The organism is Bradyrhizobium sp. AZCC 1610, from assembly GCF_036924515.1.
Classification (GTDB): Bacteria; Pseudomonadota; Alphaproteobacteria; order Rhizobiales; family Xanthobacteraceae; genus Bradyrhizobium.
Window position 1 is genome coordinate 3,070,597 of sequence record NZ_JAZHRR010000001.1, and the last position, 22,509, is coordinate 3,093,105.

17 protein-coding genes are annotated in these 22,509 nt (G+C 59.0%); 10 read left to right on the forward strand and 7 right to left on the reverse strand.

The features are described 5' to 3' along the window. Positions 1 to 171: 171 nt before the first annotated feature. Genes V1279_RS15150 through V1279_RS15165 form a run of 4 tightly spaced genes read left to right on the forward strand, consistent with a single transcriptional unit; the run spans position 172 to position 3,697 of the window. A complete protein-coding gene (locus tag V1279_RS15150) occupies positions 172 to 2,133 on the forward strand; it encodes a hypothetical protein (RefSeq protein ID WP_334437166.1) in 1,962 nt (653 codons plus the stop codon). Positions 2,134 to 2,166: 33 nt separating this feature from the next. Further along, the gene (locus V1279_RS15155) at positions 2,167 to 2,631 is read left to right on the forward strand and encodes a nucleoside 2-deoxyribosyltransferase (RefSeq protein WP_334437168.1); all 465 of its coding nucleotides are present in this window, start codon (positions 2,167 to 2,169) and stop codon (positions 2,629 to 2,631) included. Between the two features lie 35 nt (positions 2,632 to 2,666). Further along, positions 2,667 to 3,332 (forward strand): hypothetical protein, encoded by a 666-nt coding sequence (locus V1279_RS15160; RefSeq protein WP_334437172.1) that lies wholly within the window; start codon positions 2,667 to 2,669, stop codon positions 3,330 to 3,332. Beyond that, positions 3,332 to 3,697, forward strand: a complete 366-nt coding sequence (locus tag V1279_RS15165; protein ID WP_334437173.1) for a hypothetical protein — start codon at positions 3,332 to 3,334, stop codon at positions 3,695 to 3,697. The genes V1279_RS15160 and V1279_RS15165 overlap by 1 nt, the downstream gene beginning before the upstream one ends. Here V1279_RS15165 and V1279_RS15170 read toward each other — a convergent pair whose 3' ends face one another. From V1279_RS15170 to V1279_RS15180, 3 genes are all read right to left on the reverse strand, one after another. Beyond that, positions 3,698 to 4,045, reverse strand: a complete 348-nt coding sequence (locus V1279_RS15170; RefSeq protein WP_334437175.1) for a hypothetical protein — start codon at positions 4,043 to 4,045, stop codon at positions 3,698 to 3,700. A gap of 151 nt (positions 4,046 to 4,196) precedes the next feature. Then, positions 4,197 to 4,508 carry a hypothetical protein gene (locus V1279_RS15175; protein WP_334437177.1) on the reverse strand — a complete coding sequence of 104 codons (312 nt, stop codon included), beginning with the start codon at positions 4,506 to 4,508 and terminating at the stop codon, positions 4,197 to 4,199. A gap of 138 nt (positions 4,509 to 4,646) precedes the next feature. Beyond that, positions 4,647 to 4,802, reverse strand: coding sequence for a hypothetical protein (locus tag V1279_RS15180; protein ID WP_334437180.1), 156 nt, complete (start codon positions 4,800 to 4,802; stop codon positions 4,647 to 4,649). 466 nt (positions 4,803 to 5,268) lie between these two features. Between V1279_RS15180 and V1279_RS15185 the strand changes: the two genes are divergently transcribed. From V1279_RS15185 to V1279_RS15210, 6 genes are all read left to right on the forward strand, one after another. Next, the gene (locus V1279_RS15185; protein WP_334437183.1) at positions 5,269 to 6,606 is read left to right on the forward strand and encodes a DUF4365 domain-containing protein; all 1,338 of its coding nucleotides are present in this window, start codon (positions 5,269 to 5,271) and stop codon (positions 6,604 to 6,606) included. Continuing rightward, positions 6,603 to 8,057, forward strand: a complete 1,455-nt coding sequence (locus V1279_RS15190; RefSeq protein ID WP_334437186.1) for an argonaute/piwi family protein — start codon at positions 6,603 to 6,605, stop codon at positions 8,055 to 8,057. Before V1279_RS15185 ends, V1279_RS15190 begins: the two co-directional genes overlap by 4 nt. Positions 8,058 to 8,392: 335 nt before the next feature. Further along, positions 8,393 to 13,522, forward strand: a complete 5,130-nt coding sequence (locus V1279_RS15195) for a DEAD/DEAH box helicase (protein ID WP_334437188.1) — start codon at positions 8,393 to 8,395, stop codon at positions 13,520 to 13,522. Further along, complete coding sequence (locus V1279_RS15200; protein ID WP_334437190.1) at positions 13,522 to 16,314, forward strand: DEAD/DEAH box helicase; 2,793 nt, start codon at positions 13,522 to 13,524, stop codon at positions 16,312 to 16,314. The genes V1279_RS15195 and V1279_RS15200 overlap by 1 nt, the downstream gene beginning before the upstream one ends. 11 nt (positions 16,315 to 16,325) lie before the next feature. Next, positions 16,326 to 20,408 (forward strand): Eco57I restriction-modification methylase domain-containing protein, encoded by a 4,083-nt coding sequence (locus V1279_RS15205; protein WP_334437191.1) that lies wholly within the window; start codon positions 16,326 to 16,328, stop codon positions 20,406 to 20,408. 42 nt (positions 20,409 to 20,450) lie between these two features. Continuing rightward, entirely contained in the window at positions 20,451 to 21,224 is a 774-nt protein-coding gene (locus V1279_RS15210) for an HNH endonuclease (RefSeq protein ID WP_334437194.1), read from the forward strand. 99 nt (positions 21,225 to 21,323) lie between these two features. Here the strand turns inward: V1279_RS15210 and V1279_RS15215 are convergent, their stop codons facing one another. Genes V1279_RS15215 through V1279_RS15230 form a run of 4 tightly spaced genes read right to left on the reverse strand, consistent with a single transcriptional unit; the run spans position 21,324 to position 22,484 of the window. Beyond that, positions 21,324 to 21,605 carry a hypothetical protein gene (locus V1279_RS15215; RefSeq protein WP_334437196.1) on the reverse strand — a complete coding sequence of 94 codons (282 nt, stop codon included), beginning with the start codon at positions 21,603 to 21,605 and terminating at the stop codon, positions 21,324 to 21,326. Further along, complete coding sequence (locus tag V1279_RS15220; protein ID WP_334437198.1) at positions 21,602 to 21,835, reverse strand: hypothetical protein; 234 nt, start codon at positions 21,833 to 21,835, stop codon at positions 21,602 to 21,604. The genes V1279_RS15215 and V1279_RS15220 overlap by 4 nt, the downstream gene beginning before the upstream one ends. Then, complete coding sequence (locus V1279_RS15225) at positions 21,832 to 22,254, reverse strand: DUF7831 domain-containing protein (RefSeq protein ID WP_334437200.1); 423 nt, start codon at positions 22,252 to 22,254, stop codon at positions 21,832 to 21,834. The genes V1279_RS15220 and V1279_RS15225 overlap by 4 nt, the downstream gene beginning before the upstream one ends. Next, positions 22,254 to 22,484 (reverse strand): hypothetical protein, encoded by a 231-nt coding sequence (locus tag V1279_RS15230; RefSeq protein ID WP_334437202.1) that lies wholly within the window; start codon positions 22,482 to 22,484, stop codon positions 22,254 to 22,256. Before V1279_RS15230 ends, V1279_RS15225 begins: the two co-directional genes overlap by 1 nt. Between the last annotated feature and the right edge of the window lie 25 nt (positions 22,485 to 22,509).

The following is a 22,509-nucleotide window of genomic DNA, read 5'->3' on the forward strand; positions in this document are numbered from 1 at the left end:
GGCCTTCGGGTCCTCTGTTCAAGCGCTCTTTTTTTTGTGCCTGCACCAAACCCACCGTGGAATCAAGGCCTAAATTTGCTCGAATGCAAATTGTGTGCTAGGCAAATGCAAATGCGGGGAGGGGGCAAATTCGCCTCGTCGCATCCGGTTCCACCAAGCCACAGAGGTCGAATGCCTACGCCGCCCGTGCCCTCCGATGAACGCGCCCGCAGAAAAGCCGTCGTCGAAGAATTGCTGAAGCTGGGGTACCACCCCCAGGGATCCAGAGGGGGCTTGGCCTCCGCCACCAAGACCGCCGAACGCCGTGAAGGCATCAACTATCCGCGCTGGGTGCGCGACGAAGAGGCTCGCGCCGCCAAGGGGCAGCTGAACTTCGCGGTCGACTGGTCGCTCTACGTCCCGCCGGCACCCGCCGCCACCGTCACCTCAGGATCTGAAGAGGTAGGCGAGGATCTGTCCGCCGAGAACCACGCGCACAAGCGCGCAGAGCTTCTCTCGGCCGACGTCACCCAGCTCATCACCCGTTCGAAATACCCGGTCACCAATCCGGACGCCATCATGATCGACTCGCCGATGGTCTATCGGTGGAGCAATAAGGAAGGCCGCTACGTCGAGAAGGAAGGCAAGCCCCGCACCTGGATGACCGACACCCTGCGTGTAGCGCCGGTCCTGGACAGCCGTGGCAAGAACTTCATCTTCACGTCGGCCCAGAACGACAGCCTCCTGCACGAGGAATTCTGGGCCAATCTCCAGGCCTATGCCGCCTGGATCAACGCCGAGATCATCGTCGGCCCGTTCACCTACGAGACGCAGTGGTGGGCTGAGAACGATCCTCAGGCCCGCACCTACGCGGAGGAGCTGATCCCCCATCTGTGCTTCGGCCAGATGAAGATCGGCAGCAACTTCGTGTTCTGCGGCGAAATGAACACCCTGCCGACCGCGTCGGCGCCAATCTCCGACCTCGTCACGTACCCGCGTGGCCGATGGGCGGTGTTCCCGCACGCCAAGCGTCAGCTCAAGAGCGTTCCGTCGACCGATCCGTCCATCCAGGCGCATCAGGTCATGACGTCCGGCTGCTGCACGCGGCCGAAGGTGATCCCGCGGAAGGCCGGCGTGAAGTCGATCTTTCACCAGGTCATCGGCGCTGTCGTCGTCCAGTTCGACGAGGACGGGGATGTGTTCTGCCGGCAGATCACTGCGGGTGAGGACGGCGCGTTCTATGACCTCGATCGCCGGGTGGCGAATGCGGAAGTGACGACGGGCCACCGCGCCCGCGCGCTGACGATTGCCGACCTGCACGTCCGCAAGATGGACCAGGCCAACTGCATGGCCACGTTCGGCTGGGACACGCGCGGCAACAAGGCTCGCTATCGCAACAGCCTGATGGACGTCCTCAATCCGGAGAACGTGATCGTTCACGACATCTTCGACAACGAGGCGCGGAACCATCACCACGTCCACGACAACGCCTACAGCTACGAGATGGCGATCCGCGGTCGCGACAGCGTCGAGGACGAGGTCAACGGCGTCGGCGGCTTCCTGGTGAGCCTGGCAGGCGAGGACCGCACGGTCATCGTCGCAGAAGGCAACCACGATATCGCGCTGGAGAAGTATGTCCGGGAAGGGCGCTATCGCAACGACGGCGGCAACATCCGCTTCGGCCTGCAGCTCGAAGACGCCTACATGGGCTACGTCGAGGCGCGCTCGCACGCGATCGACAACGACCTGCCGGTGCCGCGCTTCTCGCTGCTGGAGTACGCCATCCGCCAGAAGTTCGAGAGCCTGAACGACAATGTGGTCTGGTGCCATGACGGTTACAGCCATCTGATCGACGGCGTCGAGGTCGGCAACCACGGCTTCCGCGGCGCGAATGGCGCCCGGGGGACAGTGCGCGGCTTCGCCAAGGTCGGCCGCAAGATGTCGATCGGTGACAAGCACTCGCCGGAGATCGACGAGGGTGTCTACGTGTCGGGCGCGATGAACCTGCGCCATGGGTACAACAAGGGCGCGTCCGGCTGGGCCGTGACGCACACCGTGCAGTACCCGGACGGCAAGCGGTCGCTGATCACGTTCCAGAACGGCAAGTACGGACCGAAGCCCATCATCCGGGTTCCGGCGCTCGCTGCTGCCTGATCGTTTGCACGAATGCAAAAAGGAGAGAATTGCATGCTCGTCTACCTCGCCGGTCCGATCTCGGGCCTCAACTTCGAAGGCGCCACGGACTGGCGGCAGTACGCAAAAACGGAGCTGTCGCAGTTCGGGATCAAGGCTCTGTCGCCGCTACGCGAACAGGATCACCTGAAATCGGTTGGCATCTTCACGGACTGCGCGAAGGAGACCGAGCGCCTGAAGTCCCCAATGTCGATGCCCCGCGGCCTGGCCGTGCGGGATCGCTGGGACGCCATGCGCTGCGATGTACTGCTGGTGAACCTGCTGGGCGCCACCAAGGTCTCGATCGGCACGGTGCTGGAGCTGGCCTGGGCTGACGCCAAGGGCATCCCGATCGTCGTGGCGATGGAGGCGGACGGGTCCAATCCGCACGAGCACGCGATGGTCAACCAGATCATCGGCTTCCGCGTCGAGACGCTGTGGGACGCGATCGACGTCACGCGGCAGCTGCTGGCTGCCTGATCGTTTGCACGAATTCAAATCAAAGGAGAGAACGAATGACGGTTATCGGACTATCGGGCTTCGCGCAGTCGGGCAAGACGACGGCAGCGCTGTACCTGGAGAAGAAGTACGGCGTACGCCGCAAGCACATCGCCGAGCCGCTGCGGGCCATGCTCGCGGTGCTGCTGAAGGCGAACGGCATGTCGAGCGAGATGATCACGCGCTACCTGGAGGGTGACCTCAAGGAGCAGGTCATCCCGTGCCTCAGCGTCACCTCGCGCTATGCCCAGATCACGCTGGGAACAGAATGGGGACGAAACCTGATCAATCCGGATCTCTGGGCGAACACCTGGGGCGTCGGCATCGGGGAAGACGAGTCCGTGATGAATGACTCCGTGCGCTTCCCCAACGAAGAGGCACCCATCAAGGATGCTGGTGGCTTCACTATCCTGATCAAGCGGCCGGGCACCAAGCCGGCGAAGTTCAAGTGGGGCTGGATCGGCGCGAAGCTTTACGACTGGTTCGGCGCGCTCTGGGGCGCCCACGACAGCGAGAGAACCGACCGACTGCAGCCGGACTACATCATCCACAACGATGCGAGCGTCGAGCAGCTCTACCTCGATATCGACGCCGCCATCCGGGACTGGGAGGAGCATGGCCGCTCCTCCGCCCCGAAGAACGTGCAGTTCGGTCTGGCCACCATGGCGCTGAGCCGGATCTGATGGTCGGGCTTCGCTGGAAAACGGACTCTCGGCCCCAGCGTCATGGCTGGGCGCCGGGATGGTATCTGAACAACTGCCGTGGGGAAGGGTGCAAGGATCTGGAGGACCCGAGCTTCATCGGTGCCAAGCGGGCATACCATTGCGCCGACTGCGCCTATGCGCTGCCGGACCCAGTGCCGGTCGATCGCGTGGCGAACGCGGTTGACGCCATCGTCGATGGCAATCCTGACAAATGGGAGCAGGCGCTTCTGAGGCCACAGCTCGTCGGCTGGTTCGTCGGTCGGGTGATGAAGGCGCTCAACGGCGCGGCCGATCCTGACGAGGTCTATCAGAAGGTCATGACGAAGTTCGGGGCGCGACCATAGTCAGACGATAACATCCTCCGGCACTGGCTTCCCGTGCGCCCACACGGTCGCCCACGCTTCGGTGCCGAGGTAGAAATCGCTCCCGGGGCCAATCAGCTTGTCCTTATCAGCACGCAGCTCGCGCACTGCCGCGCCGACCTTGGTCCGGATCTCATCCGATGGGTACTGTGGAATAATCCGCGCATCCCGAAGGGCTGGCCTCGTCGCGGCGAGCCGGGCGTGCCTCAACCGGTCGACCATCTTTGTGGCGAGTGTGTTCGCATCGGCGGGGAGCATCTTGCACTCCTCGCGTAGCATGAGGGCGAGGGTGCGCTCGGCTTTGTCACCATCAATTCGAATATCGGCCAATGGAGAACTCCCGCGAATCGCTCCGCGGGAGTGTACCCCCTTCACTCGCTAGGCGAGGAAGAGTTTGGTGAAAACCGCCAAGACCAGGGCGCTATCGATGCCGACCATCCAGGTGAGAAGGGTCAATGCCTGGTTCTGCTGGCGAACCCGATCAGACAGCGACGGGGAGGACTTGTGCATCATCGGTGTATGTTGATGCGAACGTGAATTGGCACCCTGGCGTCTTGGTGCGGATATTGTATCGGTCGTGCCGGAAGCCCATCTCCTCGCACACCTGGCGCAACAGCTTACCGGCGGTTGTTTTCTCGCCATCGGTCAGATTGGGAAACCGCGCGTTCATGAGGCGCGTGAGGCCGTCAAGCGGCGGCGCTCCGAAGAGGATGAACGCAACGATGACCGCGAGGGATTCAGGCTCCCGCAAGAATGCGAGCATCGACGCCTTGAAATCGAAAGACAAAACCATGGGGGATCTCCAAAGGAATAGTGGCTAACCGGGCCGGCATCATTGCAATGCCGTCCGTGCCTAATCCTTACATATAGTCACCCAATTTCCCGTCGAAAGAAGAAAAAGGGCCTGACCCCCCAGGGTTTGTGCGCCGCGTCATGACGGCGTCAGGTCCAGCTCGTGCTTCCAGGTCCAGACAGCGATGACTTCCAGCCTGCCGTCAGGGTGGATCTTGATCTCGGCCTCAGCGGAGTAGTCGCCCTCGCGTGAGGCCGGATCGACAGCGATGATAATCACTTCCTGATTGATCACCATTGTCCTCGGGGCCACGGCGGCGGGCCATGGCGCAGATAGCTTCCGGTCCAGGCACAGAACGGAATGTCGCCCCCGTTCGCCCGGTACTGCCACCGCTGCGGGCCATGCTCGCTGTGCTGCTCCAGGCGAACGGCATGTCGATGGCTCAGTCTCGAGTCATGTCTCTGGTGGAGGTGGTCACGGGGTCCGTGATCGCCTTTGCCGATCTGGGCCAACTATGCGGTGCTGCCGCTGTTCGACTTACCCGTGAAGTTCAGCCAGAGGTGCCTTTTTGAATGATTGCCGTCCTCGTGCACAGTCGCGCCGCCGAATGACGAAAACAGGCACGACACGGTCCCGTTCACGAAGCTCGGTGGGCGGGGACGGCGTGCCAACGCTCTGATTCAATGAGAAAAAGTCACTTCCCTGAACATAACAAGAACAATCCTGTCGCGGGAAAGCGAAAAGCCCGTATGATCGGGCGATGACCAAGAGAATCACTGACAGCCAAATCTTGGGCGAGCTCGGCGAGACTGCCATCAAGAAGCTCGTTCTTGAAATGCAGTTCGTCTACGACCCGCGTGGTCGACTCGAAGCCGGGACGGACGGGATCATCGAGCTGCGCGATCCTAATACCGGTGCGCCGCTCGGCAAGCTGCTTGGTGTTCAGGTCAAGGCGACGGGAAGTAGCCAATACGTACGCGAGACCGATCGCAGTTTCGAATATCTGCTCAAGCCGGACGATCTCAAATATTGGCGTGGTTCCAATATCCCGGTGATCATCGTGGTATGGCGGCAATCAGACGGCTCCGCCTACTGGAAGGACGTGACCGATTGCGTAAGGGGTGAAGAGCGCCGCCTGAAGTTGGACAAGGACGCCGACGTATTCGACGCGCGCTGCGCCGATCGCATTGGCGCTCTTACCATCGATCGCCGCACGCCGGGCGTCTTTCTTCCGCCCCTTAACCGCGGTGAAGAAGCCATCATCAACCTGCTGCGTATCAAGCTGCCGGATGAGATTTTTCTTGCCTCATCGCCTTTCGGAAGCGGGCGCGACGCCATCCCTGAATTGCTGAAGCACGACAACACCCGGTTCGATTGGGTCATCCGCAAAAGGCGTTTTGTCTCGTTTTTCGATCCAAGAGACTACGCTACGCGCTCGATCGTCGACCTCGATCAGGTCGATGCGGTCGACACGCAACTGTTCGCCCTTAACGACGATCTCGACGATACGAACGACTTGATCGACCTGTTGCGTAGGACGGTCGAGAGGCAGACTTCCGGGCAGCTTTCATACTTGCGCAAAGAGAGGCTGTTTCATTTCCGAGCGACTGAGGTCAACAAGTCACGCAGCTATAAATACGTTGCCAACGTCAACGAAACCTCCGCCAAGGTGGTGAGCGCGTATGCTAACAAAAAGAACCCCAAAGGTCGGGGCTATGTGCGCCACCATGCCGCCTGCTTCCGCTTTGAGCGGCTTGCCGATGAGTGGTTTCTCATCATTGATCCGACCTTCTATTTCACGCAGGACGGGTTTCAGCCGCATCGCTTCCCGGGGGCCCTTCTGGCGGGCAAGAAGCGTCTCGAACGGAACGCCGCCGTTCGCGGCCAGGTGATGATGTGGCAGTACCTACTTATTGAGAGTGGCAAGTCAGAGGCTGGGTTGTTCGATACGGACAAGCCGGAGCCGATCCTGGACTTCGAGTCTCTGCCGCTTATTCAGCTTTCGCAGGCGGTGCCGGAATCCGCGTGGACCCGCACTGATCCGCGAGCGAAGGAAATGGAATCCCGCGACCTCTTCGAAGAGGAGACTCCGGCATGATCTTCAAATCGCATGTCTTCGATGAGCCGTTGCTGGAATTTGGCGACGGCGGTCAGCACTGTGATCCCCGGCAGGGGATGCGGGAGTTTGGCCCGCTTCAGCCTCGATCCGGCGACGTCGTGCGCGTTGGCGTGATCGGGACGGAAGACACCGTCGGAGGGTTCACCGAGTTTTTGGCTGAGACCGCGCGTGGCATCGAGAGCGGGAACAAGCAGCTCATCAATCTCAACCCAGACTTTCCGGGCCTGGGAAATCAGAATCCCTTCCGCTGCAAATTTGAGGTGCCGGACGGGGCGACATCGACGCTCTCGCGGCGGCAGGTCAATGAGATCAGGGAGATTGGCCGTCACGATCAAGCGGTCCGGCACGCTGTCGAGCTGATCGCATCCCAGCTCTCGGCGATTACTGAAAGCAGCGCTAAACCAGACGTGATCGTCCTGGCGCTGCCGGTGCCCCTCATCGAGAAGCTCGTGAACGCCAAGAGCGAGGAGCAGCTCGAAGGCACGGAGGAGGAGGATGACAGCGACGACACGCTGAACTTCCGTGACCTTCTCAAGGCCAAGACGTTGCACCTTGATGTTCCGACGCAGATTGTCTGGCCTGACACGTGGGATGATGCCGCAAAGATTCCGAGAAAGGTAAAGCGAGAGAGCAATCGTCAGACGCAGGTAAAGGCCACGCGTGCGTGGAATCTGCTCAACGCGCTATTTTACAAAGCGGGCAAGGTGCCCTGGCGTCTTTTGCCCGATCAGGCCGAATACCGGTCGAGCTTCCTTGGAATCGGCTTCTATCGTGATCTCGACGGGCAACAGTTATGGACCAGCACGGCACAGATGTTCGATGAGCGCGGCAGAGGCCTCATTCTGCGCGGAGCCCGCGCGCAGACGGAAACCAAGGGACGCCACCCGTATCTCACAGCCACGGATGCAGAGGAGTTGGTTGCGCAATCAATCACGGCATACAAGGCGCACCATCGGCACGTCCCAGCCCGGGTCGTTGTTCTCAAGACCTCGCGCTTCCGACCTGAAGAGGCGGAAGGCATCGAAGCAGCTCTCAAAAAGTTTGGCATCGAGATGGCCGATCTGCTTTGGGTGCAGGAAAGCTCGCCGATCGCTGTGTTCCGGGACGGCAATTATCCGGTCCTTCGCGGCACATTTGTCGACCTAAATGGAAAGGGACTGCTCTATACGCGCGGCAGTGTTCCCTATTACGGAACTTATCCGGGGCTGCGCGTTCCTCGTCCGTTATTGCTCGTGCCGCATGACAACACCGACAGCACGATCCTCACGCTGGCGAAGGATGTTCTGGCGCTCACCAAGGTGAACTGGAACACAACGCAGTTTGATCAAAAGCTTCCCGCTCCGATCAAGGCGGCGCGCGAGGTCGGGCGCATTCTCAAACACATCGAATTCGGAAGAGCGGTATCTCCGGATTTCCGGAAGTATACATAGGCGGCGGCGTGACGTGACAAGAGCGCCGGCCTGAAGCGACTTGGTGAGTGTCGATTATCACTATAGTGATGAACAAAGGGCCATGCGATTCTACAGGCGATACACCTAGGAACGGCCGTCCGGCAGGAAAATACTAATGCGGTCGTCTCTGGGGAATATGGTCCAGCCTGCGCGCTGAACGTCCCCTGATCCGTTGGGCTCCGCGACATGCCGGGTTTCCGATTGGCCGTCAGCCATTGCACCTGTGGTCAAAATAGCCAAAGCCAATCTTAGGTTTAGCATCTCACCGGGCGTTCAGCTATTCTGCGGAAGACTCACCGCATTTGGGGCGCATCTTGGATATCTTCGAACTCGACCGATCGCTAATTGACCGATATGCCAAATTCGCCCGGTCCTTCTCCATTATTCAGGCACCCGAGATCCGGAAACAGATCGATTGGGCGTACGATCAGCACCGTTTCTGGCCACCCCCTTTAATCACAATCAACCCTCGCTATGAAGAGGGTGCCAGCATCGATCGATTGGTTTCGGATCAGATTCTGGATTCCGAGCTTCGCCGCATATTTGCGATGGGTGAGCATCGCGAGCCCATCCGCCTCCATCGGCATCAGGAGCGGGCCATCGCAAAGGCGCAGCGTGGCGAGAGCTTTATCGTCACAACAGGAACCGGCTCCGGCAAGTCGCTTTGTTTCTTCATTCCGATCATCGACGCAGTCGTTAAAGCGCGTCGCGCCGGCGAAGGCAAAAAGACTAGAGCGATCGTAATCTACCCTATGAACGCACTAGCTAATAGTCAGCTTGAAGAGTTGGAGAAATTCATTGGGTCCTCCGGCGTCGACGAAAAGCTGCGTCCAACATTTGCGCGTTACACAGGCCAAGAATCGGATTCGAGACGGCAAGAGATTGCAAATCTCAAGCCGGATATTCTGCTCACGAACTTTATGATGCTTGAACTCTTGTTGACGCGTCAGGACAAGCTGGATCAATCGGTAATCGAAAACGCGCATGGTTTGGAGTTCCTGGTTCTCGATGAACTCCACACATATCGTGGCCGTCAAGGTGCCGATGTGGCCATGCTGGTTCGTCGCGTCAAAGAACGGCTTGCGGGGAAGAGAAAGCTGCTATGCATCGGCACGTCGGCAACGATGTCGAATGCCGAGAATGATGAAGCGCGGAACACAGCCGTGGCGGAGGTCGGTTCCAAGCTCTTCGGCGAACCGATGGGTCCTAACTCCATCATCGACGAGCACCTAGCGCGAGTTACCGATCCAACCGCTCACGGCTCGTCGCTCGGCCAATCCCTCCGGGATGCGGTTACTGAACAGATATCCGCGAATATTAGCAACAAAGCTCTCTTTTCTCACCCTCTGGCCTGTTGGATTGAAACGGAAGTTGGTCTCATTGAAGGCGAAAAGCTGCGGCGCCGGCCACCAATGACACTAGGCGAGGCGGCCGACAAACTCGCACTCTCTACGGGCTTGAGCGCGGAGAAGTGTGCAGAAGCCTTGGCTCGCATACTATCTGTGATGGGACGTCGCGAAGATTTAAGGGGCGGTACCAGCGATCGCGCATTTCTGGCGTTTAAATTGCACCGATTTATCTCCGGGGCGGGACAAGTTTATTCCACACTTGAACCAGCAGCGTCCCGCCGCATAGTTCTTGAGGGGCAGGTGTTTCATCCAGACGATGAAACAGCACGCCTTTACCCGACATTCTTTTGCCGGGAATGCGGGCAGGAACACCACAGCGTCAGCATTGTCGGTGGGAAGGTGATTGCGCGGCCCATTGACGAACCGCCTTCGGACGAGGTCGACCCCGACGGTACAGAAGGTGGCTTTCTCGTTCCGACGGTCAATGAAGATTTTGCCTTCTCCGGCCACATATCGGACTATCCCGATGATTGGCAGGAAACTACGCCCGCTGGCACGGAAAGGTTGAAGCAATCGCACCGTGGAAAGCACGAAGGCTTGTTGCTGACCCTCGCTAAGGACGGCTCGTCAGATCCTCAAGGTGTTCCAGCGTGGTTTTTTCGCGGAGCTTACCGATTTTGTCCTCAGTGTCGTCATCAACCGCCATCTCAAGCCCGCGACATAAATAAGCTGGCCAGCCTGTCGGCAGAGGGTCGCAGCTCCGCGACAACGTTAATCGTTTCCACGATCCTGAGTTGGATGACGGAGGACGGAACGCTGGATGCCCATACGCAAAAGATCCTTGGCTTCACGGACAACAGGCAGGACGCGGCTCTTCAAGCAGGCCACTTCAACGATTTTATTTTTGTGACCCTGCTTCGCGGGGCCGTCGTGCGCGCCGTTCGCGACGCCGGCAACAAGGGATTAGCCGACACCCGTTTCGGCGAGGCCGTTCGTGTCGCCCTGGGGTTTGATCTCGAACGGCAGAATCGGCTCGCTGAGTGGATGCAAGACCCCGCAACGAAAGGATATCAGAATCGTCAAGACACCCAGGAGGTCTTAACCTCGGTGCTTGCCCATCGTCTGTGGTCCGATCTCCGAAAGGGCTGGCGTTTTACGAATCCGAACCTGGAAGAAGTCGGCCTTATTCGCGTTGGCTTTCCCGGCCTCGATGAATTGGTTTCTGACCAGGAAGAGTTCGCAGGCAATAATCGCCTTGCAGGAGCGAGCCAAGATGTTCGTCGCGACCTGTTCACCATTCTATTTGACCATATGCGGAGAGGATTGGCGATTGCGACCGAAGCGCTCGATCGCGGAAAAGTTCTGCAAATCTCCGAGGGTTCGCGTCAGCGACTTCGCGACCCTTGGGCAATCGATCAGAACGAAGAAGACGAACTTCGCGAAGCTGGCTTTCTCATGGTCGATCCGCCCCGAAACACCGAAATCGCGGCCAAAGACGCAGTTTTAATTGTCCGAGCTGGCTGGCGAACAAATCTTGGCAAGGCCCTACGCAGCAAGAAGATTTGGGGCGAAGCTCTTCCTGCTGCGGAATACGAAGAAGTTGTCCGCCAGTTGCTGAGGGCTGCTGAAGCCCACCAGATCGTCAGGCGGATCAGCGTCGGAGGTGACAAGCCGGCGTGGAGGCTTGCACCCAGCGCGCTGCGAATATTCCCAGCCGAAGAGAGAGCTGACGGACGGCGCCAGAATCCTTTTTTCCGCGAGCTCTATGAACGAGTTGCTGAAATGCTTGGTGACGAGGGAGCGATGCCGTTCGCCTTCGAGGCGAGGGAACATACCGCACAGGTCGATCACCAGGTTCGCGGCTGGCGCGAAGATCGTTTTCGATTTGAGAAGAAGGACAAAGAACGTATCGCCGCCAACAAGGAAGAGATGCAGCGAGAGGGCGAACCGACGAGCTTCCTGCCGGCTCTCTTTTGCTCACCGACGATGGAACTTGGTGTCGACATCAGCGCGCTGAATACTGTGTATTTGCGGAACGTTCCGCCTACACCGGCTAACTATACCCAGCGCGCGGGCCGTTCAGGGCGGAGCGGCCAGGCGGCCCTCGTCGTTACCTATTGCGCTTCCCAATCGCCCCACGACCAATACTATTTTTCAAATCGCGCGGCCCTCGTGGCGGGCGTCGTAAGGCCGCCTGCTCTTGATCTTGCCAATCGCGATCTTCTCCGCAGCCATCTTCATGCTGAATGGCTGTCGGAAGCCCGCGTACCACTTGCCGCATCGATCCCAGAGAATCTGGATATGAACAAGGCGGAGATGCCGGTCGCGTCGAACATCGAAACGGAGCTTACAGACCTTAAAAATAGTCAAAAGGCTCGGCCGATTATGCGCCGACTGCTGGAATCAACATTGCCGGCAATCGATCTCAAGGATGCGCCCTGGTTAGATGACCTTGATGCATTTGTCGCTGACGTCGACATGAATGCTTCTGCAAACTTTTCAAAGACCTTTGAACGCTGGCGCGAGCTTTATCGCGGGGCAAAACGCGAGCAGGAAGAAGCAAACATCATCCAGCAAAAGACTACTTTTCGACCGGGTGAACGCAAAGAAGCAGCAACCCGATATTACCGTGCGACGCAGGAGCTAGATATGCTTGAGCGCGGTCAAGCAACGAATGGCTCGGATTTCTACGCCTATCGATATCTCGCAACCGAAGGGTTTCTTCCGGGTTACAACTTCCCGCGCTTGCCACTCTACGCGTTCATTCCGGCCACAAGGCGTGCCGCAGTTCTTCAGCGACCACGATTTCTAGCTATTTCGGAGTTCGGTCCCAACAGCTTGATCTATCACGAGGGTCGAGTATTTCGGGTGGTCAGGGCGAAGTTGCCTTCTCACGGTCGGATCGAGGGTGGTCTACTCGGAACAACCACACTGGTCCTTTGCAGCGTTTGTGGCGCTGCGCATGACGATAAGGTTGCTGAACGCTGCCACGCTTGCGGATCCTCGCTAGACGGTGATCGGTTCGACGACATATATCGGATCGATAATGTGGAGACGGCGCCCTCAACCCGGATCACCGCCAATGACGAAGATCGTCAACGTCGAGGCTTCGAAATTCAGACCGTCTTTCAATGGCCGATGGATCAAGGGCGCCCAGACATTCGAGCGCTTACATTGAGGTCCAATGAAAGTCCTCTGCTCCATCTCGACTATGGGGCAGTCACCAAGCTTTCCCGGATCAATAAGGGCCTACGCCGTCGCAAATCAAAAACCACCTTTGGATTCTGTATCGATCCATCGTCAGGTCGTTGGGTAAAGGATTCTGCCAATGGAGGCGACGACGATGGTGACGTCACAATTCCGCGTCCGCAGAGAATCGTGCCGATTGTTCAAGACTATAAAAATGCCTTGTTACTCCGGCCGGTGGCGTCGTTCGATGAAGCCCAGATGGCAACGCTCCAGCATGCGCTGATTCGTGGAATTGAGATCGTTGCGGAGCTAGAAGAAGGCGAACTGCTTGGCGAGCCGATGCCCAAGCGCGATACGCGAAATGCGATTCTGCTCTACGAGGCGACGGAGGGCGGCGCCGGCGTACTCAATCGTCTAGTTTCAGATCCCAAACGGATGGCTGAGGTTGCGCGCGAAGCGCTACGGCTCATGCACTACGAGGAGCCGTTCAACAGTACTCCGTTGAAGGAATCGGCCGATGCCTGTGTCGCAGGCTGCTATCGTTGCCTTCTGTCTTATTTCAATCAAACCGACCACGAATCAATCGACCGGCGAGACCCGGAGGTGGTCGAATTCCTGAGGTCACTTATCAGCGCCAATTTGACGCAAACCGAGGCCAACAGGCCATCCGACCTTTGGACAACGGCAATCGAACGTTGGAAACTTCCCATGCCTGGCGGAAGGCAAATCGACGACACGTTGTATCCATTGTACTGGGAAATGCACCGACTGCTTGCGGTGCCGGGCGCTGAAATCGACACGCTGCGGCAGCGGTGTGACGATCTCGGCATCGACCTTATTTCGCTGCCCGCGGAACCGGGTGAGTTTCCACCCGATGCTTTACTCGCCGCGCTGGGATCTCCCTGATGGAAACGACTCGTTTTTCTCCTGGCGATCTTATCGAAGCACGGGGTCGAGAGTGGGTCGTACTGCCGTCACCCGCCGAGGGACTCCTGAACATTCGTCCGCTCTCAGGTTCCGAGGCGGATGCACAAGTGATTGCACCGGCGCTTGAGCGCATGCCCGTCCGCCCGGCGCGATTTGAAACACCGAAATTGGACCAGCTAGACACCCAGGACGCTGCGCGCCTTCTCTCGGACGGATTGCGCCTTTCGCTCCGACGAGGAGCTGGACCGTTCCGCAGCGCCGCACATCTGGGCGTGGAGCCGAGGGCGTATCAACTCGTGCCGCTTATGATGGGGCTGAAGCTGACGACGGTGCGGTTACTGATTGCCGACGACGTCGGCATCGGAAAGACGATCGAAGCCGGTATTATCATCAGGGAGATGCTCGATCGCGGAATTGTCGATCGCTTTTCGGTACTCTGTCCGCCTCATCTTGTTGATCAGTGGGTCACGGAACTCGCAGAAAAGTTCGACGTCGAAGCTGTTGCCGTCACGTCTTCCAAAGCACGTAGTCTCGAACGAGGACTACCTGCCGCGCAAAGCCTGTTCGAAGCATATCCTTACACTGTCGTCAGCCTCGACTACATTAAGGCCGACAGCCGCCGTGCCGAGTTCACGCGCGCCTGTCCAGCCTTGGTTATCGTCGACGAAGCGCATGCTTGCGTCGGTGGGGAGAAGGGCAAGCACCAAAGGTATGAACTACTTCAGAGATTGGCCGAGGATGAACGGCGCCACTTGCTTTTGCTCACGGCCACACCGCACAGCGGGGACGAAGCAGCTTTCGACCGGCTGCTCGGGCTGATCCATCCTGACTTTGCCGCAGGCCCCACTGGGGCGGATGAGAACAGTCGTACCCGGTACGCGCGGCGTTTGGCGCAGCATTTCGTGCAGCGACGGCGCGCTGACATCACCGAGGGCGGATGGGACGAGCGGCGCACCTTTCCGAAGCACAACGTGGACGACGAAGGCTTTACTTTGGTGGGGGATTTCCTCCAGTTCCAAGAGGACGTCCTGGACTACTGTATGGCCGTTACCGATCGCGCGGGGGTCGACCAACGTCGTCGTCGGCTTGCGTTCTGGGGCACTCTGGCACTCATGCGCTGTGTCGGTTCCTCCGCGGCGGCAGCGGCGAGTGCTTTGCGCAATCGTCTCGGCGGCTTGGCCGAGGAAGAGTCAATTGAGCCCATCGTATTGGACGAGGACGACGGTCTACTCGATGAAGGGGATATCGAGCCTGCGACGGCGATCGAAGACAGCGAAGAGCGCGCCGCGCTTGATACGTTAATCAAAACGGCCGGCAAGCTTGATGCTCGAAGAGATGAGGATCCAAAGATCAAAGCGTTGCTCAAGCGCTTGAAGCCGCTCCTGAAAGACAATGTCAAACCTGTAATTTTTTGCCGGTTCATTGCGACGGCTGAGGCGTTGGGCGAAGTCCTGAAGGGAGCCTGGCCGAAGCATGAGATTGCCGTCGTGACCGGCCGGCTCACTCCTGAGGAGCGACGCGCTCGGGTCGATGCGACTGAACCTTTTGACAATCGTATTCTGGTCGCGACCGACTGCCTTTCGGAAGGTATCAATCTTCAATCACTCTTTGATGCCGTGATTCATTACGATTTGAGTTGGAATCCGACGCGACATCAACAGCGAGAAGGCCGCGTCAATCGGTTTGGTCAGCAATCGGACAACGTTTGGTCCGTCACCATGTTCGGGGAAAACAGCGCAATTGACGGTGCGGTGCTTGGCGTGATCTTGCGAAAGGCTGAAGCTATACGAAAGGCAACCGGCGTTTCCGTCCCCATGCCCGAGGATAGCGAAGGCATCACGGCGGCTCTGATGCAAGCGATGCTCCTGCGGCGCGGCGGCTCGCGCGCACAGCGTGTGTTTGATTTCGGCGGAGCGCCCGAACGGCTGGAAGCCAAGTGGCGGGATGCGGAAGAAAATGCCAAAGCGAGCCGGGCCCGCTATGCGCAGGGCGCAATGCGCCCGGAAGAAGTGTTGCCGGAATGGCGGGCTATGAGAGCGCTCAACGGTGGGCCAAGTGAGGTGGGCCGGTTCACCGACCGAGCGTTGAAGCGCATCGGGACCGGGCTAGAGACCAAAGGTAGCTTGCTCCTAGCCCATCTCGACCATTTGCCCGAACCGATGAAGGATCGATTGGAAGCGCGCGGCTTGCACGGTACACGCCGCATCGCCTTTGAAGACAATCCCTTGCCCGGCGTGATGCACGTTGGCCGCGTGCACCCCCTCGTGGCCACTCTTGCCGAGACCCTGACCGAGGGTGCATTGGATCCGCAAGGCTCCGCGATTGCAAATCCGCTTGGACGGGCCGGTGTCTGGCGGACGCGATCGGTATCGCAGATGTCGACGCTGCTCTTGCTTCGCCTTCGTTTCAAGCTCGTGACCAGTGGACGGTCAGCAAGTCTTATGTTGGCGGAAGAAGCGACGGGGCTGGCCTTTGGCGGCACGAAAACTGAAGCAATCCGCGAAGGTCTTGACGCGCTGACGCTGCTCGAAACCGAGGCGGCGGGTAATATCGTCGAGCGCGTACGCCAAACCCGGCTTGAACAGGCGATCGCGCGCCTACCGGGTTATGAGAACGCCATTCGAACATTCGCTGAGGCGCGCGGACAGGCGTTGTCAACCGATCATCTTCGGTTGACCGATGCGGCGCGCGGGGGAGCGACCGTTGTAGTGACGCCGGTCCTGCCGGCGGATGTTATAGGCCTTTATGTTTTGCTTCCGGAGGACGAATAGTGGCGCCCCATATGAAGCGGGCCGCCGATATCGGGTTGGCCGCGATTAGCGTCGAAGGCGGCCTAATCAGCCCGGAAAAACTCGCCGAGATTGCGGCGACAGCGCCGGACGCGAAGGCGGCGGCCGATTATCATTGTCCCAAGGGAACCTCGCTTCGCGATGAGATAACCCGGTATTTTCGCATTGGACAGGCTCACTGGCAGGCGTGGTCACGGGTCGACAAACCGACGGTTACGCAAACAGCCGCCTTCGCAAAAGCGCTGCTACAGGAGGCGTTCGGCTTCGAAGCCTTGAAAGGCCCCGCCGATCACATAGCGGATGGCCACCGCTACCGAATTGCGTGGGAAGCAAAAGGCGGCCGCGTGCCGATCGTCGTTGCGACGCCGATCGGAAATGAAAACGGCAAGACGGTCGAAGCATTCACAAAGGCCTTAGCGGAATTTGGCGACGGCAATCCGGAAGGCGTCGCAAGGCGCAGTCCTGTCGCGCTCCTTCAGGATTGGTTGAACACCGGCCCCGATTGTATATGGGGCCTTGTCTTCGCCGGAGATCGCGTTCGCCTGATGCGAGACAATGCAAGCTTCACTCGCCCCGCCTACATCGAAGCCGATCTCGGCGCGATCTTTCGCGACGAGATGTTCGCCGATTTTACCGCTATCTGGCTGCTGATTCATGCCACTCGTTTTGGTGCCGAAGACGCACCTGCCGGCGATTCTTCTCTGGAGAGATGGCGCGAGGCCGGCCAGCGTGCCGGTACCGCTGCGCGCGAGCGCCTGCGCGGAAGTGTCGAGGACACACTCTTGGCCCTGGGCCAGGGATTTCTTGATGCTAATCCCGGTCTGCGCGCCAAGCTCGATGATCACTCTATTTCGATGCAGGCGTGGTTTGAGCAGCTTCTGCGGGTCGTTTATCGCCTGATATTCCTCGCCGTTGCCGAAGACCGCGATTTGCTGCTTTCGCCCGGTATCAGCGCAGCCGTGCGCGCGTTGTATCTTAATGGCTACGGGTTCGCCCACCTGCGTGACAGATCTGTTCGGCGATCCGCCCACGATCATCACTTCGACGCCTGGGAAGGCGCGAAGATCGTATTTCACGCGCTGGAACATGGCGAGAAGATGCTGGGCCTGCCGGCGCTCGCGGGACTTTTTGCCAGCGGTCTGACGCCGGACCTGGATGACACGAAACTTCCCAATCGCGCCTTCATGGCGGCGATTTTCAAATTGAGCTGGTTGATGGACGACAACCGCCGCGTCCGCATCAACTGGCGCGACATGGCGACCGAGGAATTAGGCTCGGTTTATGAAGGGCTGCTCGAGCTCGTGCCGGTGCGTGAGGATCGTGGCCGCACCTTCGCCTTTGCCGGTGGTGCGGAAGCGAAGGGAAACGCGCGCAAAATCTCCGGCAGCTATTATACGCCTGACAGCCTGGTGCAGACGTTGCTCGACGGCGCGCTCGATCCAGTACTCGATCGGGCTGAGGCTGAAGGCGGCGCGGACGCCATTCTTGCTCTCAACGTCATCGATCCCGCCTGCGGGTCGGGGCATTTTCTGTTGGGGGCCGCGCGGCGCATGGCGACACGTGTAGCCCAGCTTCGGGACAACGACGCTCCCGACTATCCCGCCGCGATGCGCGACGTCGCGCGCAATTGCATTCACGGCGTCGACCGCAATCCGATGGCAGTCGAACTTGCAAAGGTAGCGCTCTGGATCGAGACCGTGGAGCCCGGAAAGCCCCTGGGATTTCTTGACGCGAACATACAATGCGGCGACAGCCTGCTCGGTGTCTTCGACCTAAAGGCGTTGGAAGAGGGGATTCCTGACGACGCTTACAAGCCACTGACTGGCGACGACAAGGAAACCGCAAAATGGTTCGCCAGGCGCAACAAGGCGGAGAAGGCCGGACAAGGTAGTTTCGACTGGCCTAGCGGCGGCGGCGGACTTCCGCCGGGAAAACTCGCCACTGACATGGATGACTTGCGTCACCTGCCAGAAGACACGGTCGAACAGGTGGAGGCGAAGCGAAAACAGTTTGTGGCCTGGACAAACAACCCGAGGCGATGGGCGACAAAGGTTGCATGCAATCTTTACACCGCAGCGTTCCTATTGCCGAAAAAGGGCGGCGCTCCCGCAAACACTAACAGTGTGACGATCCCGACAACAGCGCACGTGCGCACCCGGCTCGGCGGCGGAACTCTGTATGGTCCCTTGGAAGCCGCGGCGATCGACGCCGCGGAATATGCGCGCGCTTTTCACTGGCCGCTTGCCTTCCCGGAGGTGATGATCACACGGGGCGGTTTCGACGTTGTCCTGGGCAATCCGCCGTGGGAACGGATCAAGCTTCAGGAGCAGGAGTTCTTCGCGACCCGTTCACCCGACATTGCTCTGGCGCCGAACGCCGCGGCGCGCGGGAAGATGATCCGCGAGCTGGCCGTCGCCGAACCGAGTAGCCCGGCGCGGTTACTTTACGAACAATTTGAGTTCGCGAAGCGCGTTGCTGAGGCTTCGTCGGTTTTCTTCACGTCTCCGAAGGACGAAGACCCGACTAAGATAGACCTCGCAAAAGTCGGGAAGGCGCGCCGCTATCCTTGGACAGGGCGCGGCGATGTGAATACCTACGCTTTATTCGCTGAGCACTTCCTGAGTCTAACGTCGCCGAGCGGACAAGCGGGACTGATCGTTCCGACCGGGATTGCCACGGACGCCACCACTGCTCCTTTCTTCAGTTATCTGGTGAGCACGAAGCGATTAGCTCGACTGTTTGATTTCGAGAACTCGGCACCGATCTTCCCGGGCGTCCATCGCAGCTACAAATTCTCTCTCCTTATTTTCGGTCACGATGTAGGGGCTGCGGACTTCGCATTCTTTCTAACCGATTCCTCGCAACTGAGCGAACCGCGTCGTCGCTTTACGCTCACGCCGGAAGAGATCGCGCAGATAAACCCTAACACAAAGACGGCGCCCATCTTCCGTGCCCAAGCGGACGCTAAACTAACGGCGGAGATCTATTCGCGCATTCCGGTGTTGCTTGCCGACGAAAAGGGCAGGATAGGAAACCCTTGGGGAGTGTCATTTCACACGCGCATTTGGCATATGGCTGAAGACTCTGCGTGGTTTCGTACCGCTGCTCAACTTAAGCATGCTGGGTATGTTAGTAGCGGGGCTGATTGGGTCAAAGAGGGCAGCGCGGCCACCGATCCGCACCCCTCTATTCTGACTGGAATACGGAACAACGATTCCCTCGATTTAACTGCCGGCGAGAATTTGAAAGAAACCGACCGGTATGTGCCGCTATACGAAGCGAAGATGGTCCATCAGTTTGATCACCGGTGGTCGACTTACATAGGAGAAGACAGCCGCGACTTGACACCAACCGAAAAAAAGAACCCGGCGGCTGAGCCGATCCCCCGTTACTGGGTACCACTAGCCGAAGTTTCACGAAGGCTGAATGAGCAACATTGGGGGCGAAATTGGTTGTTAGGATGGCGAGACATTACGAACACTACCAACGAACGTACCCTAATCGCCAATCCGATTCCGTTAGTGGGCTCTAACGATAAATTTCTTCTTCTTTTTACAAGCGAACCCGCCATCAAAGTGGCTGCGCTGGTTGGTAATTTGAACGCAATTGCGCTTGATTATATTGCTCGACAAAAATTAAACAGCACCTCGTTAAAGCTATTTCTCATCAAACAGTTTCCAATTCTGCCTCCAAATTCCTATAGCCAAGCCGATCTCGCATATCTTGCGGCTAGGGTCGTAGAGCTCGTTTACACGAGCTATTCTATGACCTCCTTTGCACGGGACTTAGGATATGACGGCGCTCCTTTCGCATGGGACGAGGAACGCCGGGCGCATCTTCGCGCCGATCTCGACGCTTGGTATGCGCTCGCCTACGGCCTGTCGCGCGAAAACGTTCGCTACATGCTCGACCCTAAAGAGGTGATGGGTGCTGACTACCCCAGCGAAACCTTCCGCGTGCTCCAGAAGAATGAAATCGCCAAATACGGTGAGTATCGCACCGCCCGCCTGGTGCTGGCGGCTTATGATCGACTGGTGAGCGAAGGCATGCTTCCGCGAACGGAGGGTCATCGATGATGGTAGTTCCGTCTCGTTTGCGTGCGCGGCTTTGGTGAAGCAATGATCGAGACCAATTTGCGCCTCGACAACTATCCCTTCGCGCTTGCCTCGGAATTGAGGGACGCCGCGAACGAGCACGGCTTTCGCATTGGCCCCGAACAGGCGAGCGGCTGGATCTTCTTCCGCTCCGCATCCGCGCCGGGCGAGATTGCCGTGGCCGCCGCCGGAAACGACGGCCCCTTTTTTCTATCGATCACACATTCGGGGGTGGCGCGCGAACTCGCTATGGAGCCGGCTCAACCCTGTGCCAAAGGTCATATCGCCGCCTTCGCGCTCCCGACGCGAGATGCGTTGTTTGAAGCTGTCGGCGAAGTCTACCGCAAATCGATCAGCCTTCCGACCTTGCCGCTCGAGCAATTCGAACGCGAGACCGCCACCCTCGGAAACACCGAGATCGAACGCATTGAAAAGGTTCGGATCGGCCAGGGTATTTTCCGCAAGGCGCTCCTGATCTATTGGAAGGATACTTGTCCGATCACGGGTATCACCGACAACGCATTGCTCCGGGCTTCTCACATCATCCCCTGGGCGCGCTGCCAATCGGACGCAGAGCGGTTGGACGTCCACAACGGCTTGTTGCTTTCATCCCTTTGGGACGCTGCGTTCGATGATGGCCTGATCACCTTTGATGATGAAGGCCTCCCAATTGCCTCGTCCGAACTAACCGACGCCGCGATCACGGCATTGCAGATAGGAAATGCTGTACCTTTGCCGCTGACGCCTGAACACCGGGCACGCCTCGCGTGGCATCGCACGCATCTCTGGCGAGGGTAGGCAGCCGGTCCATTTCATTCGGCCATCATTATTGGCCATCGCAACGTGTTTGATGACTTTCATAGTTTCCGCTCCACCAGCTCGCCCAGTGCCGCGCCATCAGCGTAGGATCCTCAGGAACGCGCTGTGGATGATCTCGTCTGGCCGGGTGATCATCCCCGAGTTTCGTTCCTCGAACAGGATGTGCTCCAGCGAGATCTGCCGCTTGATCCGTTCCAAGGCCTCCTGCTTGAAGTCGACCCCCTTCGGGAAGGGCGTGATGCGATGAAACTGCACCACTGTGCGGGCCTCAGACGAGTGGCGAATGACGTAGCCCTGAGCCTGCAGGTGTTCGATCAGGTGGTTGGTGGGGTATTCGTAGAGGGGGCGAAATTCTCTCATACTCTCATGTTCCATTTCAGGATGGCTTGGTATTGGCGATAGTCCAGATCTTCTCGTCGCCCTTCGCTGATCTGCGGGCCGTCAGCGTTGCAGTCGACGCAGGTGATGTGCGGCGTCGGCCCGAGATACAGGCCGACAGCGAAGCTGGCGCAGAACGGGCAGTGCTTCGGCTTGACGCCAAACCTCAGCTCGCACTCGTCACGCGGCAGGATACGGTCGTGCCATCTCACGCGCTGTGCCTCCAATCCCGATCAAAGTCCGGGTGCGGCTTCGACGCGCGAGTTCGTGCCTTGAACCAATCCTTGATGAAGCGATCGAGGTTCGGAGCGTAGAGGTCGAGGCGGGCGAGACCCGTGCCGACGCCGTCAGTGGGCACAACCACGGTTCGGCCGAGATCGAGCGCCTGCTGGACGATCCTCAAGTCGCTCCGGACGATGTTCCGACAGGTGACCGTGTCGTCGAAGAAGGCGCGAGGATGCATGCTCGGCGCCCATTTGGTAGCAACGCCGATCGCGTTCGGCTCGCCACGCATCTCCTTGGCCTGTCCGCCCAGGCCGATGCGCTGCACATTGTCGCCGAAGACGTAGATGTTGCGCGGGTTGTCCCGCAGGTCTTGTCTGGTTATCCACTGCTGGAAAATCACGGGCATTACGGCTCTCCAAATTCTTCATGAAGCTTGGCTCGCGCCTCGTCGCGGAAGCGCTTGGCGGCAGCTACCGCCTCCTTGCTGGTGTCGAAGCAGTCGTCCTCCTCCTCGGAGAGCTGCGCGATCATCCCGTCGATCGCCGGCAGGTATTTCACGCGGGGTCCAAACGTGCGGCTGGCAGCGCTGCATCTCCCGCGGGCAACGATCCGCAATCTCTCTTCGCGCGTGGTCATTCGGTTTCTCCGAGGTATTGCAGAA